Origin of the sequence: uncultured Vibrio sp. (assembly GCF_947488985.1) — a bacterium.
Classification (GTDB): domain Bacteria; phylum Pseudomonadota; class Gammaproteobacteria; order Enterobacterales; family Vibrionaceae; genus Vibrio.
In genome coordinates this window covers 1-15,148 of sequence record NZ_CANLBV010000014.1, presented here as the reverse complement: position 1 = coordinate 15,148, position 15,148 = coordinate 1, and the positions used below count along the sequence as shown (strand labels likewise).

The window sequence follows — 15,148 nt, the reverse complement described above, 5'->3', positions numbered from 1 at the left end:
TGGTAGGAGACAAGTTATGTTAGCTCTCGATGGTGTGCCGGTTAACTTAGACTCGATGAAAGTTGAAATGTCGATGGAGTTAAAAGACCAAGACATGAGCGGTCAATCATCGGGTACTGATATGGCAGAGCAAGGCGATAAAGGAAAGAAACTGACCTTTAGTGGTCGTGTTCCTTTCACACGTGTAGAAACGCTTACCCAGTTGTATTCGCTTGCATCGGACAAAGACGAAACCAATACACGCCGGGTTTATCGGATTGGTAATGATATTGCGTTAGCACTCAAGATTCGCAACGTAAAATTCACTGGCCGTATCAATGCGAGAGAGCATGAAACTTTACAGGCTTGGAACGTCTCTTTTGAGCTGCGAGAGCACAACAGTGTGGCAGAGCAAAAAGAGCAACGTGCCAAAGAGCAAACCAAACCAGAACAGCGAGAAAATACACGACTAAAACAGGCACTGAATAACGCAGAGGAAGCAACGCAATGAAGCTAGAGAAACGCCTGTTTATCAGTGGTGAAGAAGTCAAGCTGGTGAGTAACATGGTGAGCCTAAAGCTATCACTAGGCAGTGTTGCTATCTTTGAAGTTGAAACCAAAGCAAAGCCAGAGCCGTTTGCGTCTGTACGTTTAGATATCGGTTATGAAAATAAAATTGCTCCTTGGTTTGAAGGGTACATCGACAAAGTTCAACCTGCAGCCAACGGTTACCACAAGATCACGGTCAAAGAGCTAACAGGCATTTTGTCTAAACGTTGGGCGGTTAGCTTAGAGCACCCAACCGCAGAGCAGGTGATCGGCGTTCTTTCAGGTTTGACAGGGCTTGAATTCAATCTGCCTGAAGCGGATTACATCAAAACCACCATTCCAAACTTTGTTTGTCAGGGAACGGGCTATCAATGTTTAGAACAAATCGCCAAGGCGTTTTCTATTCCTGATTGTGTTTGGTTCCAACATACTGATCAGGTCGTGTACTTCGGTTCGTATCAAGATAGTCACTTCCACAATAAGCCGATGGCACTACCGGAAGAGTTCACTAGTCGCCAAAGTGGTAACAGTGTCACCTTTGTTTCGTTCCCTATGCTAAGGCCGGGCAGAGTCATGAACGACAAGCGAGTTAATCGAGTTGATTTGATTCAAGACGAAATGACCGCTTATTGGAAGAATGAGCTATCCGAAATACCACCGAAGAAGCGTGAAACGCTGCAGAACTTCCCAGAGTTGGCAGCAGGTTTTCATTTGCCCAAGTTTGGCCGTGTTGAGGTGGTGAGAGACGCAGCGACAGCCGGGCAAGTTGCTGACCCATTCCGCCCAAGGTTTGCGGTAGATGTTCAGGTGCTTGATGAAAACTTAAACCCAGACATTAATGTGCCTGTCTATCGTTCGATTCCATTGCCTGTTCATATGAGTGGGCATGAATCTGGATTGCTGTCTTACCCTCTAGAGGGAACATTAGTTGAAATCGCTTTCGCATATGGTCGCAATGACAGACCTATCATCCGTGGTATTTATGGCCGTGAATATGCGTTGCCGTCGATTGAGCCGGGGGAACAACTGCAGCAGCAACGTGAAGAGGTCAGCAACCGAATTGATGCAGCAGGAAATACAACCCAGAAGACCGACCAAACGCAAAACCAAAAAGCATTTGAAAAGCTAGACCAAGTAAAACGCTATCGTGGTGAATTTGGTCAGCACCATATTTTGGTTGATGAGCACAGCATTGAAGAAGTGATCGGCAAAAAGCTTATTGAAGCACTAGGCGCAATTAACCTAATAGCAGGTGATGATATTGTTCTAGGCAGTTTGGGCAACATGCAAACCGCGACTGCTGGCGAATTGGTGGAGACTATCGGCAAAGTTCGCCGAAGTATTGCCGCTGATCACCAATGGCTGCAGTCACCAAAAACGTGGGTAGGCTCGAAGCAAGAGAACGTCTTGATTCTATTGTCTGAACTTATGCAGGTAGTGAAAGAATTTGCCGACACATTAGCGACTCATACGCACAGTGGTGTTGCTTCTGGCAATGCATCTACCAAAGCACCAGTACAAGCGAGTGCCATTAGTGGCCATGGCTCGGATAGTTCCAACCTTAAAGGGCGACTCGACCCAATTACACAAACAAGTTAGCTCACAGAAACGCCCACAATCAACGCAGCCAAACGGCTGCGTTTCTTTATGCCTGCATCAAGGCAAAACCAGAACAACACCACTACGGGGCAAACAGCGACCACAGAGCCACGAAACACAAAGACCGGATGACAAAATCCGCACTCTCCTCACCCGCCTGCGCGGTTTTTCGATCAGTTTTTTTACAGTTTTAGAGTTATGAAAAATCAGAGCGCCAGAAAGCCAAGCAGATAAGGCGTAAAGCCTTTTGCTATAAGGGGATTAGGGGTGGGTTAAAGCCTCTCAAAATGGGTTATATAGCCCTATATAGAATTTCAGTCATTTCAGTTTTTTTCAGCAAATTGAAAAATTAACGATCAGAAAAGATCTAGCAACTGTTTGTAAGTTATTGATAAATAATGGTTGGTGTGTTTTTTGTCACTGTTTCGATGATCTGGAATGGATTTTTAAAGATCTCTTTTGTGTGTTGTGAAGCTAGATAGGGCAAGGCTTGAAAGCGAATTTTAGTGGATTTACATTTTTTCAAAACAGGACAGTCAAAAAATTAAAGCTCTCGTTGCTTATTTCGAGTTTATGGAGTGACGAAAAGCGGGTTTTCGTTTTGGAGTGCGGGGAAGAGTAACTAAGTGCCGTGAAGTTGTGGTGTGGACATTTTTGGGACAAACTCAATGTAGGTTGTATTTATCTAATTGTTTTAATTGAATTATATTCATCACGCTCAATAAGATCACATTTTGAATCATCCAAATCGAGGCTAGGCGCTCCAGCGTTTCTCATTTCAGTATCGGCTATTGATGATTAATAGCCCGTTAGCTCCATATAGCCAGATCCGGAATGAGAGCCTTTAATCATGATTGGCCCCTCCCAATAGGGGATCGATAGCGGCATTTTGGCATTTGGATTGAGCGCTGAGACGGTCAGTTCGATTTGTTGTGTCGGAATCGAAATTTGCCACTCTGTTGGGTAGTCACGCTTATCGATTTCAGTTTTCTTGGTGGCGGTTAGGCGGATGTCTTGCTGCTTAATCGTGATACCAGATCCATCTTTCTGCATTAACCTTGCGTGGGAATAACTCTCTTTGCCTGTCGTTGAGTTACGAAGCTGAAACACTACTAAGCTGGTTTCATCACTCAGCCTCAGCGCAAACCAATCCCAGCCTTGTTGAGAGTCGAGCAGAAACTGCGAGCTCCATTCTCTGTCAATCCAGCCTTTACCGGAAACCAGATGGTTGACGCCATCAATAGTTACCTCGCCCGATACATTAATGAATGGTTGGCTGTAATAATAGGAAGCCACTTTGCCATCGCGACTTTTAGTGCTGTAGCCTTGCTCGCCTTGCTTTTGATAAGGCGCGTTGTTGGTTAACTTTAGCGAGTATCCAAATTGCTCCGAGTTAGCGACCAATGTCGCAGGGAACAGATCATCGCTAGTCGACGTCCATTGCCAATCATCGAGATAAACACGAAACGGCGAAGTGCTTACACCTGCTAGTTCAGCTTGATCGCGAGACCACTTCTCATCGGCGTAGTGCTTGTTTTTAGTGGTGACAGCACTGTGTGCCATGTAGATTTGCTGACTTTGCCACGTGGTTTTCTCAGCGCTATTGGTACCTTCCTGTGGCGTCGTCGCGAAGCGGAATTGTGTCCACTGCACGCCTAAAGTATTGCCTTCTTCATCAATTAAGTTTGCGGTCAAATACCACCATTCATGACGAAAATCTGGATGGGCTTGATGGTCAGCAGGGAAGGTGATCTCCACGCCTTTTAATACCGGAGAAAATTGCGCTTGATCGATTGTTGTTTCATTCTCGGCTTGTGTTCCAGTGCCGAGTATCGAACCCATATTTTGAGCGGTTTGTGGTGTGGATTCATCGCACCCTAAAAGGATCAAGATGCCAAGTGTGAGAACCAAAGCTGTTATTGGTCGATTCATCACAACACCTCACTCTGCAAACTGGATACCACGGGTTTACTGACCAAACGCCACAGTGGAATCACGGTCGCAATCACAGCCACTAAAATGGTGATAGATGCGATGCTGAGTGCGTCACTCCAATTCCATACATAATTTAAACTCCAACCAAAGGCGCGCAGGGTGACGATATCCGTCAACACATAACCGACCATAGCGCCGAGTGGTAAGGCGATAACCAGAGTGAAGGCGACCAGAACAACGATTTGCCCGATTACCATTGTCATCAATTTTTTCTGACTAACACCGAGCGCATACAACCTTGCAATAGCGGCTTTGCGTGCATCAAGCAACATGAAACAGGCGCAGAACAACCCAATCACCGCCACCATTAATGTGACGCCATTAAGCGCCCGAGTGATGGCAAAGGTTTGTGAGAAGATATCTAAAGCAATCGATTTGACCTGTGCTTGATCGTAAAGCTGACTTGGGTGCAAATTCAGTTGTTGGCGTAGCTGTTCGTACACCACTTGAGGGTCGCCAGATACCTTGATTCCCAAGCTGGTGGGTAAGTCAGTAAATCCGCTTTCGAACCATAGATTAGGCGCAAGTAACACTTCACCATTCGGTGAACCGTAATCGTAGAAAATCGCCCCGACGATGAGTGTTTTGTCTTGGATCGCGTCGAGCTTGAGTTGGCTTCCAAGGGACAAGTAGAGCTTCACCGCTGTAGGTTCGCTGATCGCCACTAATTCACCTTGGTAAAAGCGCGTCCAGAAGTCATCAAGGTCGGATTGGAACACCATGGTTTGCTCAAGTGTGTCTTTGTCTTTGGTGCCGAGCAAAGTTGGTAAGCCGAGCAAGTTATCATCGACGTAGTATTGCTTATAGACGGTGTCAATATTATCAAACTGCTCTAACGCACGCTCCACATTTGCGATTTCACCTTGGGCTGGGCTAACGTAAATATCGGCATGTAAACGCTGTTCAAGCCATTGCTTTAACGTGGATTCAAAGCTACCGACTAAGGTATTCATTCCCACATTAGCGGTGACCGCGAGAAGCAACGCCATCATGGCAAGGGAAAGAGGGGAGATAAGTTCACGTAGCTCAGCGAACAGATAGTGTATTAGTCCCGATTGGGTATGTTTTTCGCTCCAGTTCGCTAGCAAACTGAGCGTTCTGGGCAGATACAAGGGAATCGACATCACTAACACACCGAGCCATGCCATGGTGAAGCGGTGATGTTCGCTCTGCCATAACCCTGCTATTGCGACAATGGTGAATACTGACCCGATAACAAACAGCTGATTTTCGTTGGACGTTTCCGGCGCTTGATAGAAACCGCCATGAGAAGAGAGTGGGTGTCGCAATCGCTGTTTAAAATGCTGCCAACATGCGACAAGCGTAGCAGCCAACGTGAGCAGCAGTGCTTGCACTAACCATTGCCACTGCCATGTACCGGGAAGCAGTGTGGCACCGTAAAGTTGCTCAAGCGTTATCGCAACGGTGGGATGTAGCCAATGGCTGAGTTGAATGCCGAAAATGAAGCCAAACGACGCGCCCAGTGTGACTAAAAGAATCAGCTCGATTAACAGAGCTGAAAACACGATGCTTGGAACAATACCGGCTTGTTGAATTTGCACCAACAGCCGATTACGTTTCAGCAAACTGTACTTCACACCGTTGTAAGCGATGAACAGACCAACCAAAAACGCCAACAAGCTCATGGCGGTCAGATTGAGGTGAAAGCTGTCGGTGATTGAACCGAGATCCGTACTTTGGTTGTTGGTAATCCATTGCCCTTGCGCGCCTATGATGCTCTGCCATTTATCCTGAGTGTCGCTCTTAGTGTCAAAAATAGCGATATAGCTCAGTTGTCCTTGCTTGTTAAGCAGTTGCTGAGCAAACCCAATGTCCATCAACATTCGGCTACCTAGCTGCCATTCATCTGGCAGCACTACCACTTGAGTGGGCACTTCATCCAAAGTGAGTGTGTCTATTTCTCCTAAGTTTCTGTGTTGCGACTGGCTCATCATCACAATGGGTTCACCCGCTAAGAGTTGCGGCAAAGGTAAGGCATTGTCGAACAGGGAAATGTTTGGCTCTTTGGCTTGAGTATTGCTTTGTTCGTCGACGCGAGAGTGGCGAGATCTTGAAGTGAGGGCAGCGACCAGCTCGCTGCCTTGAACTGACCAACGTCGACCTTGCTCATCTCTTACTCGCCCTTCAATCACAGGTAGCGCTGCGCTTAATCCACGTTGTCTTAAGCTCAAGTAAAGCGCTTCCGGCAAATAGTTTTGCCCTGCTGGTGGAATGATAAGGTTCTGCGCTTGGGCGCTAAGTTGCTCGGTCGATTCTGCATAACTGCGCTTGGCATTGAGGTTGATGGTTTGCACCGCGACAAACAAGGTGACCGCAAGCACAATGCCGATCAGAATCGCTGCGGCTTGCAATGGCGATTGACGATAGTGCGCTGCGAATAGATTTAATGTCAGTTTGGTATGGGTGAGCTGGTTGTGTGCGAAGCCAGTTTGCTTCATTGAATGACTCACAACGCTGCTGCTCTTGGTGTTAGATCTACGTTCCTTAAACAACCATCATCTAACACCAATTTTGTCTGCATAAAGTTGGCACATTCCGGGCTGTGCGTAACCAAAAGCACGGCAGTGTTGGCTTGTGTAGTGATTTCACTCAGCAGCTTCATTACCTCAATGCCTGCTTTGTGGTCGAGGTTGCCTGTAGGTTCATCGGCAAGCAGTAGTTTAGGTTTGTGAGCTAAAGCGCGTGCGATGGCGACTCGCTGTTGCTGACCGCCAGAGAGTGCGGATACGTGTCTTTCGAGTAGCTCGCTGATGCCCAATACATCAACTAAATAATCGCACCAGTCGCTCCATTTTTGTTGATTTAAATGGAGTGGGAAGGCGATGTTTTGTTTTACGTTGAGTGGGGTTAACAAGTTGAACTGCTGAAAGATAACCCCCAGCTTTTGATAGCGGTATCGACTCCATTGTGGGTCTTTCCAATCTGAGGTGTCCTCGCCATCGAGCCACAACTCGCCACCAGATAGAGGTTCAAACCCCGCAATGATGTTCAGCAGAGTACTTTTTCCGCTGCCACTCACCCCTGTCAAAGCCACGCTTGCCCCTGTCGCCAAAGCGAAGTCGACATTTTCAAACACGTGATGGGTATCTTTGCCATCAACAAAGCTTTTATTGGCACGTGCGAGTGTCACTATTGGGCTTTCCATTTCTTCTCCCTACAATCAACAGGCGCTGATTTTTTTAGCCATGGCCTTATCGGTAAACCCTTTAAACTGTAGACAACAATCTGAAAAACTAGCGATTGATATCCCGTCATTGATAACTTGTACTGTAAATTTAAAGGAATGGATCAAGAAGTGCGTTGTGCCGACTACTTTCGAGATGAGTTTTGAGATTGCCGATGGCACACAAAGTATCTGACAACTTTGTTCTTACTTCTTTTTCATTCTCATGTATTATGTGCGCCAAAATTGTATGACAAATGTGTAGCTCTGTTTCAGTATGACAAAAACCATCAACCACGCCATTTTACTTTTGGTATTAGCTAACCTGCTTGCATCCTTTTCGGATGTCTCACTAAAAGTACTTAACGGTGAAGTACCCACGTTCCAGTATGTGTTTATCCGTCAATTGCTCAGTGTGATGCTACTGCTTCCTTTTTGGCTCAAGTTACCCAGAGAGACACGTATGCAAGGTGGTTGCCGTATTAACTTCTTACGGGCGCAATTTATCCTTGTGGGCAGTGGTTGCGCGATGATTGCCATTACACATCTGACTTTGGCTACAGCGAACGCAATGTTCTATGTAGGGCCGATACTCATGCTTCCGTTATCGATTGTACTGCTGAAAGAAAAACCGACATCCTCAAAAGTGATTGCGACACTGATTGGTTTCGCTGGTGTATTGATTGTGTTGCGTCCCGAGCAATTTCACTGGGCTGCGATTGCGGGATTAGGCAGTGCGCTCGCGATGGGTGTGGGCAATATTCTGATTAAGCGACTGCACGCGGAACAGCACATTATTTCGACCTTGTTTTGGACGAGCATTATGACCCTACCGCTTGCACTAGTACTTGCTCTGCCTGCATGGGCGACGATTGAGTGGCAGCATGTTGGGTGGATCATGGCAATCAACCTATTCGTTCTTGGATACCACGCTCTGGTTGTGGTGGCTTATAAAAAAGCACCGGCAAGCCAGATTGCGCTCGCGGAATATTCGGGACTGGTGTTTGTGACCTTATTTGGTGTGATGTGGTTTGATGAGATCCCAGACATGTTGACGCTGGTCGGTATCAGTCTGATTGTCGTGCCAATGATGCCAATCAAATGGAAGACGTTGTTTAGAAGAGATAGCCATGCTTCGTTTGAGGTAGAGGCAAATCAACCTAAGTCGTAATGTATGGTCGCGCCGATGCGTGAACAAAATGCATCGCTGAGATAAGAGATAAGAGATAAGAGATAAATTGATTGGCTCTCTATTGACGATATACTGATAGGGTCGTTAAAAGGGAGCCGCATGATTACTTGGAAACATCCCAATAAGTCCGATTGGGCGGAGATAGCGAGTCGGTTTGGTTTTAGCGACCAACCTCATCTGATTCGACAAATGAAGCAAGTCATTGGGGTGACACCGTCGGGTTACTTAAATGCTCGAGACTTAGTCATAGATGCTTATGGCGACTTTGAGCCGGGAGAGTTTCTGTTATAAAGTATAAAAGTATAAAAGTATAAAAGTCGCAAATATTCAATCCTGCACGGCGCTCAACTCTTATTATTAGCCTCTATTCAAAACAAGGTAATACCCAATGTCTTTCTCTCTATTCAAGCAAGGTCAAGCCGTACCTCTAAGTGACACATTGACCATCCAGTTGATCACTCAAGATGATCTTAAAGACATCGTTGCTATGCTCGATAACCCTAATGTTGCTAAGTATCTTTTTTTCGCTCCAGCGCCGATTGAATTGTATGAAGGTTTTTTCAACCCAATCATTGAAAACACCCAGCAATCGGTAGCAAAGGGAGAGTGGCCTGAAAATCCAACGGCAATTATTCGAGATCTTGATGGAAGATATATGGGGATGACAGGCTTACCTGGCGTAATGTTCATGCAAGGCAACTTTGAAGTGGGGTATCAACTTGCAGAGCACGCCTGGCGACAAGGTATAGCTACGTTAGCGTGTGCTTTTATGACAAAACTGGCTTTTGTTGAGCTCGATGCTCATAAAGTGACGGCAGATTGTTACCTAGGCAATGTCGGCTCGTATAAAACCATGGAAAAGTGTGGCTACATTTTAGAAGGCACGCAAAAGGACTACTATAAAGTAGAGTCCGGGTTTGATGACCGAGTGCTGTATGGCATAACCAAAGCCCAGTTCGAAGCGCGTTAATTGCGGCTTAAGTACCACGGTTGTTGTCGACAAATCGACGTCATACCTGCCCTAAGATAACAGGCTAGAGCAGGGCGATAAGTATTCCGCCGATCGTTGCCGCAGCGGACAAGTATTGCCCTGCTGAATATGAGCCATCGTTCTCTTCTTCAATCTTGTCAGGGTGATCCATACCTAATGCGCCATGAGCAAATGACTCCACTTTATCGGTGACTGTTGCATTCTCTGATTCGACTTTTTTCGTCTCTTTCTCTATCTCTTTAAGAGCAGATAACAGCGCTTTTCCTTCATCAGAAAGTGTGACAGTGTTTTGCTCGACCTTAACAGGCGCTGCTCTTTCAGCTTCAGTGCCTTTATTTTGTGTATTGATTTGTGATGGCGAATAGAGCTGTGTATTACTGGTTCCTATTGGTGTCATCTCGCTTCTCCTTACCTATCCTTAGACATGCTATCGGCAGAGTTATAAAAAACTTGTGCAATTAATCATCACAATGATGCTTTTTTACTCGCACGTTACATTTTCATCTGCTGAATTAAACTGACAGCTATTCTGTGATCACTGCTAATTGAACACTATTAAGCAAAGCTTATGCCGGAGAAGCTTGTATTTAAGTACTGAATGAGTAGGGGAGGGAGGCTTTAGTGATGAGCTATTTATCTCTAATTAGCCCATCGTTTGATTAATCACATTCTAGGTTCGCACCACGCTTAGATAGGTGCTTGTATGCTTTCATTCGATTCTCTTTCTGAACAAAGCGCGCCGGTGGAGAAAGCACTTTTAGTTGGTAATCCGTCGTATCCGATGAGAACTCAGTAACTGGGCTGATAACTGCTACTTTTAGATCTGGGTTACGACGTAGAATCGAAGCCGCCGTGCCTAAACCACCTTCTGTGTGGAACTTGCCTGCGACATGAATTACTTGATTATCTGGGTTCGATGCCAGGTAATCAACGATTGATTCAGCCATGGTCTCATCCCACGTAATCTGAGCGGCAAACTGCTTTTCTGTTTGCTCTGGCGTACCGTGATGCATAGAAGCCATGAACTTTTCTTTGTAAGGGCTATCGCCAATATTAACCTCAGTCGCAACCCAATCTCGCTGTTCTGAAGAAAGCTGCTCTAGGTAAGGTAATCCCTTGCGACCAATACACTGAACGAAGGGCTTTGGCGCGTTTGCTGCGATAACATCTACGTCATTCGCTTTAGCGAACTCAACCAGTGCGCGGTAATCACTTTCGTAATTTGGCCAAGCAGCTGCTTGAGAGATAAGAACCTGTTCACCAATCTCATCATTTAGATATTGATTCAGAGTGTCTTGATGTTCTCGAGTGAATTGTTCCATTGAAAGCGCAATGTTTGATGTTGCGTTACGGCGCGCTTTTAAGAAGTCGGTTTGGAAGCGATGAATTGCTGAGTGAGTGTGCCATTCGCCAATCAGAACCACATCGGCGTCAATCAGCTGCTCGGGTAAAGCATTGAGAGAAAGGGTTTCACCTTGTGGAGAAGCAAACTGGTAATCATAGAATGTGGAAACGGTTTCCGTTTGCGTGTTAGTCACTTGTTGAGAAGTGCTGTTTGAAGGTTGATTAGCACAAGCCGTAAGCAGGGTAGCTAATCCGATAAGAATAATACGTTGCATGAAATGCCTCCTTGAAGAACACGCATATTAAAGGAGGCAAGATGATATTTCAATGCAAACGATAATCAATATCAGTTAAATCTGTTTGCGATACACTCTCAACATAAAATCCGCTTCACAGTTGAATTGCTCAGCTTCGGTGAGTTGCTGTTTAAACTCCTCAGTCGCTTTCCAAGCAAACGGCGTCATCTGTAGCAGGTCGAATGCATCTGACCCCGATAGTTCCATCATATAGTTTAGTTGCTCTTGGTGTTCAAGCGTAAAACCTTCGATCACTTCTGGATTTTCGTCATGCAAACGAACGCCATCATAAATCGCATCACGCAGTTGGTATAGGTGTCGACTGGCTGGTGTCACGGTGATCACGACGCCATTGTCTTTGATGGTACGTTGCAGTTCTTCAGCCTTACATGGTGCGTAAATGCGCAGAATGCCATCTAAGCTGTTTTCAGCAAAGGGTAGGCGATGGCTAGAGGCTACAGAGAAATCGACAGCAGGGTAGCGCTTAGCAGCGTACTTGATAGCAATCTTAGAAATATCTAGGCCAAAAATCGCACCATTGTTTTGCTCAAGACTTAACGCTATTTCATTGGTGTAATACCCTTCGCCACAACCGATATCCAATAAGCTCGGGTTAGTCTCGGGTAGGTAGGTCGAACATAATCCAACAATCGCTTGGCGCATTGGATCGTAGTGGTTACCTTCAAGGAAGCGACGACGTGCCTGCATCATCTCTTTATTGTCGCCAGGATCTTTTGAGCGTTTGTGGTGAGCTGGCATCAAGTTGACATAGCCTTCTTTAGCGAGGTCGAACTGGTGATTCTTTTCACACTTAAACGTACGATCGTGTTGAGATAAAGGTTGGTGACACAAAGGGCATTGGTAAGTCATGGAGACCTCTAAAGGAGAATAGACAGCGCAAGTGTAACGAGCTAAAACCAAAAAGTAAAAGAGCGACATAAAGCCGCTCAAAAATCGTTTGTTATAACTGCGTTTATACGGTTATTGGGAACGAATCACAGTGATCAGTTGGTGGCTTTCACCCGGCTGGAGTGTTTTACCTGCTTCTAGGCTTGGTGCGTGCAGTGTTGATTCAACACACAACATGGTTAGGTAACCGTCGTCTTGCATGTCACCCATACCAGTAGCCCCTTCAGCCCAAGGGTTCCACAGTACCGCTGAATTGTGACCGTGATTTTCAACGGTCAGTGTGCGATCAAACTTTTTGTCAGCAACACAGATTTGTGCTTCTGGCTGAGTATAAACGCGATCAATAGTGTCGGTCAGCACCAGCTCAGAGCCGCCTTGGCAGAGCTTATTCTCTTGCAGGCTATCAATGTACTCAGTACCCATGCCTGTTGTGGTTGTGCTATGGATATCGCCAATATTGAGGTAGGTGTGCAGTGCACCAGAGAAGATCCACGGCTGCGAATCTGTGTTCTTGACATCCAGTGTCATTTTCAGCTGATCGCCAATCTCAATATTCAGTCGTGCATCAAATTGGTGAGGCCATACCGCTAGCGTTTCTTCACTAGGCTTTAGACCTAAGCTAACAATCACCCCCGCTTCGCTTTCACGGTGCTCAACCAATTGCCACTCGTTTGACCGAGCAAAACCATGTGCAGGTGCTGCAATGCGGCCAAACCAAGGCCAACAGATTGGAATACCACCACGTAAAGCCGTTTTTCCATCAAACTTAGCTTGTTGGCTCATCCAAATCAGGTCTTGTTGGCCTTGTGGTTGGAACGACACAACATGGCCGCCAAACAGTGAAATCGCTGCGTTTGCTTTATCGTGGATAATGCGAACCAGTTTTACACCTTCGTGTTCAACGATAGTGACGCTGTCAGAAAGTACAGCCAGTGCAGGTAGAGTAAGTAAATCCATTACATAGTCCTTATAAGGAAATTGAATTCAAATACCGACTAGATGGGTGCTTGTTATGGTAGGGGTGACAAGCTGAGGCTGTATTGGAATTGAATCTCACCGCTTATGCTTACAATCATATTTGTAAAAAAGTTTGCTTGAAACTCTCTTTTCCTGAAATTATCTTTGCATAAAAAATAGTCTAGTTTTAATAGATTAACCTTATTGGCTCAACAGATAGCAGGTATTAAAAAGGCGACACAAAGGTCGCCTTTTTCAAAGTCTGCTCAAAACAGTCTTCGCTAATGCTTATCTAAAGCGATTTCTAAAAAGAAATTACTTAGAGATGTGAGCGATTAGGTCTAGAACTTTGTTTGAGTAACCGATTTCGTTGTCGTACCAAGATACAACTTTAACGAATTTGTCAGTTAGAGCAACACCAGCAGCAGCGTCAAACACAGAAGTTTGAGTTTCGCCGATGAAGTCTTGAGAAACTACTGCGTCTTCAGTGTAACCAAGAACGCCAGCCATTTCGCCTTCAGAAGCTTCTTTCATTGCAGCACAAATTTCTTCGTAAGATGCAGCTTCTTTTAGGTTAACTGTTAGGTCAACTACAGATACGTTAGCAGTTGGTACGCGGAAAGCCATACCAGTTAGAAGGCCGTTTAGTTCTGGAAGAACAACGCCTACTGCTTTAGCAGCACCAGTTGAAGATGGGATGATGTTTTGAGAAGCACCACGGCCACCGCGCCAGTCTTTAACAGAAGGGCCATCTACAGTTTTTTGAGTTGCTGTAGTAGCGTGAACTGTAGTCATAAGACCAGACTCAATGCCCCACTTATCGTTAAGTACTTTAGCGATAGGTGCAAGACAGTTAGTAGTACAAGAAGCGTTAGAAACGATGTCTTGACCAGCGTAAGATGCTTGGTTAACGCCCATTACGAACATTGGAGTTGCATCTTTAGAAGGACCAGTAAGAACAACTTTCTTAGCACCAGCAGTGATGTGCTTACGTGCAGTCTCGTCTGTTAGGAAAAGACCAGTAGCTTCAGCAACAACGTCTACGTTGATTGCGTCCCACTTAAGTTCTTCTGGGTTACGCTCAGCTGTAACACGTACAGTTTTACCGTTAACGATTAGGTTACCGCCTTCAACTTCAACAGTACCGTTGAAACGGCCGTGAGTTGAGTCGTACTTAAGCATGTATGCCATGTACTCTACGTCGATTAGATCGTTAATACCTACTACTTCGATGTCTGCACGCTCTTGAGCTGCGCGGAATACGAAACGGCCGATACGGCCAAAACCGTTAATACCTACTTTGATAGTCATTGTAGTTGCTCCACAACTTAATTTCTGATTAAAGATAACTGGTAGTAAAATTACAGAATCCAGTATACATCTGCAATAGATAATCCGACTTAACTTGTTTAATGTCAAAAAAAATCGATGCTTTTCTTAACAACTGGGTGTAAGTGGTTGAAAGTTGACCATTACGGATGGTTCTGTAGCCTTCCAGTTTGGTAAAATACGTATAAATGATGATTCACTTATGAGTATATATGTACCATGTTTTTCTCGCGAGAAAGTATGTGCTACAACACGACCCATATGCAAGCCATAATATAAAAAAGTAAATATAATAAATGAGAAAGTAGGGAGATATTAATGGGATTCAAAAGGGAAAAAAGATGATAAAGCCTAATGAATACTGGCGTGAACGCCTAACCGACGATGAATTTGAAGTGTGTCGTCTGCGTGGTACAGAGGCCCCTTATAGCGGTAAATTACTGCATAACCATAAGACAGGTGTCTATAGCTGCACATGCTGCCAAGCCCCTCTGTTTTTATCGGATAACAAATACGACTCTGGATGTGGCTGGCCTAGCTTTGATGCCCCTGTAAATGATGAAGCTGTGCGCTATATAGAAGATCTCAGTCACGGAATGAAGCGGATTGAGATTCGATGCAGTGTATGTGATAGCCATTTAGGTCACGTTTTCCCCGATGGACCTAAAACAACGGGCGAACGATTCTGTGTTAATTCTGTGTCGTTAATTTTCAACAAAAATGCCGAAAACACCGAATAACTTGTAACTAGGGCGTGTTGATCTTTGCTGTACATTCCGTGTTCAACAATACATCGGTAGCCACATCAACATGAATGCCAGCGA

General features: G+C 45.3%; 13 protein-coding genes and 1 pseudogene. 6 read left to right on the top strand and 8 right to left on the bottom strand.

All coding sequences use genetic code 11. The features are described 5' to 3' along the window. Nucleotides 1-16: 16 nt before the first annotated feature. Nucleotides 17-490: a DNA-binding protein gene (locus Q1A70_RS05025; protein ID WP_299689336.1), complete on the top strand. Its 474-nt coding sequence runs from the start codon at nt 17-19 to the stop codon at nt 488-490. Further along, nucleotides 487-2,127, top strand: coding sequence for a hypothetical protein (locus tag Q1A70_RS05020; protein WP_299689339.1), 1,641 nt, complete (start codon nt 487-489; stop codon nt 2,125-2,127). The genes Q1A70_RS05025 and Q1A70_RS05020 overlap by 4 nt, the downstream gene beginning before the upstream one ends. 798 nt (nt 2,128-2,925) lie before the next feature. Here the strand turns inward: Q1A70_RS05020 and Q1A70_RS05015 are convergent. The 3 genes from Q1A70_RS05015 to Q1A70_RS05005 are packed head-to-tail and all read right to left on the bottom strand — an operon-like array spanning nt 2,926 to nt 7,288. Next, the gene (locus Q1A70_RS05015) at nt 2,926-4,059 is read right to left on the bottom strand and encodes a lipocalin-like domain-containing protein (protein ID WP_299689342.1); all 1,134 of its coding nucleotides are present in this window, start codon (nt 4,057-4,059) and stop codon (nt 2,926-2,928) included. After that, a complete protein-coding gene (locus tag Q1A70_RS05010; RefSeq protein ID WP_299689376.1) occupies nt 4,059-6,581 on the bottom strand; it encodes an FtsX-like permease family protein in 2,523 nt (840 codons plus the stop codon). Before Q1A70_RS05010 ends, Q1A70_RS05015 begins: the two co-directional genes overlap by 1 nt. A gap of 8 nt (nt 6,582-6,589) precedes the next feature. Next, entirely contained in the window at nt 6,590-7,288 is a 699-nt protein-coding gene (locus Q1A70_RS05005; protein ID WP_299689345.1) for an ABC transporter ATP-binding protein, read from the bottom strand. 295 nt (nt 7,289-7,583) lie between these two features. Between Q1A70_RS05005 and Q1A70_RS05000 the strand changes: the two genes are divergently transcribed. The 3 genes and pseudogenes from Q1A70_RS05000 to Q1A70_RS04990 all read left to right on the top strand — a co-directional run bounded on the left by Q1A70_RS05000 (nt 7,584) and on the right by Q1A70_RS04990 (nt 9,468). Further along, entirely contained in the window at nt 7,584-8,477 is an 894-nt protein-coding gene (locus Q1A70_RS05000) for a DMT family transporter (RefSeq protein ID WP_299689349.1), read from the top strand. Between the two features lie 150 nt (nt 8,478-8,627). Next, nucleotides 8,628-8,789, top strand: a pseudogene (locus Q1A70_RS04995) (AraC family transcriptional regulator); the annotation flags it as partial. A gap of 97 nt (nt 8,790-8,886) precedes the next feature. Beyond that, the gene (locus tag Q1A70_RS04990) at nt 8,887-9,468 is read left to right on the top strand and encodes a GNAT family protein (protein ID WP_299689352.1); all 582 of its coding nucleotides are present in this window, start codon (nt 8,887-8,889) and stop codon (nt 9,466-9,468) included. A 64-nt stretch (nt 9,469-9,532) separates the two neighbouring features. On the opposite strand, the gene Q1A70_RS04985 is transcribed toward Q1A70_RS04990, so the two are convergent. The 5 genes from Q1A70_RS04985 to gap form a co-directional block, all read right to left on the bottom strand. Beyond that, nucleotides 9,533-9,886 (bottom strand): hypothetical protein, encoded by a 354-nt coding sequence (locus Q1A70_RS04985; RefSeq protein ID WP_299689355.1) that lies wholly within the window; start codon nt 9,884-9,886, stop codon nt 9,533-9,535. A gap of 262 nt (nt 9,887-10,148) precedes the next feature. After that, nucleotides 10,149-11,108, bottom strand: coding sequence for a ChaN family lipoprotein (locus Q1A70_RS04980; protein WP_299689358.1), 960 nt, complete (start codon nt 11,106-11,108; stop codon nt 10,149-10,151). A gap of 75 nt (nt 11,109-11,183) precedes the next feature. Beyond that, on the bottom strand, nt 11,184-11,999 hold the full coding sequence (rlmA, locus tag Q1A70_RS04975) for a 23S rRNA (guanine(745)-N(1))-methyltransferase (RefSeq protein WP_299689361.1): 816 nt from the start codon (nt 11,997-11,999) through the stop codon (nt 11,184-11,186). Between the two features lie 111 nt (nt 12,000-12,110). Next, nucleotides 12,111-12,995 (bottom strand): D-hexose-6-phosphate mutarotase, encoded by an 885-nt coding sequence (locus Q1A70_RS04970; RefSeq protein WP_299689364.1) that lies wholly within the window; start codon nt 12,993-12,995, stop codon nt 12,111-12,113. A 315-nt stretch (nt 12,996-13,310) separates the two neighbouring features. Next, entirely contained in the window at nt 13,311-14,306 is a 996-nt protein-coding gene (gene gap / locus Q1A70_RS04965; protein WP_299689367.1) for a type I glyceraldehyde-3-phosphate dehydrogenase, read from the bottom strand. Between the two features lie 359 nt (nt 14,307-14,665). Here gap and msrB point away from each other — a divergent pair, with 359 nt between their 5' ends. Next, on the top strand, nt 14,666-15,064 hold the full coding sequence (msrB, locus tag Q1A70_RS04960) for a peptide-methionine (R)-S-oxide reductase MsrB (RefSeq protein WP_299689370.1): 399 nt from the start codon (nt 14,666-14,668) through the stop codon (nt 15,062-15,064). Nucleotides 15,065-15,148: the final 84 nt, after the last annotated feature.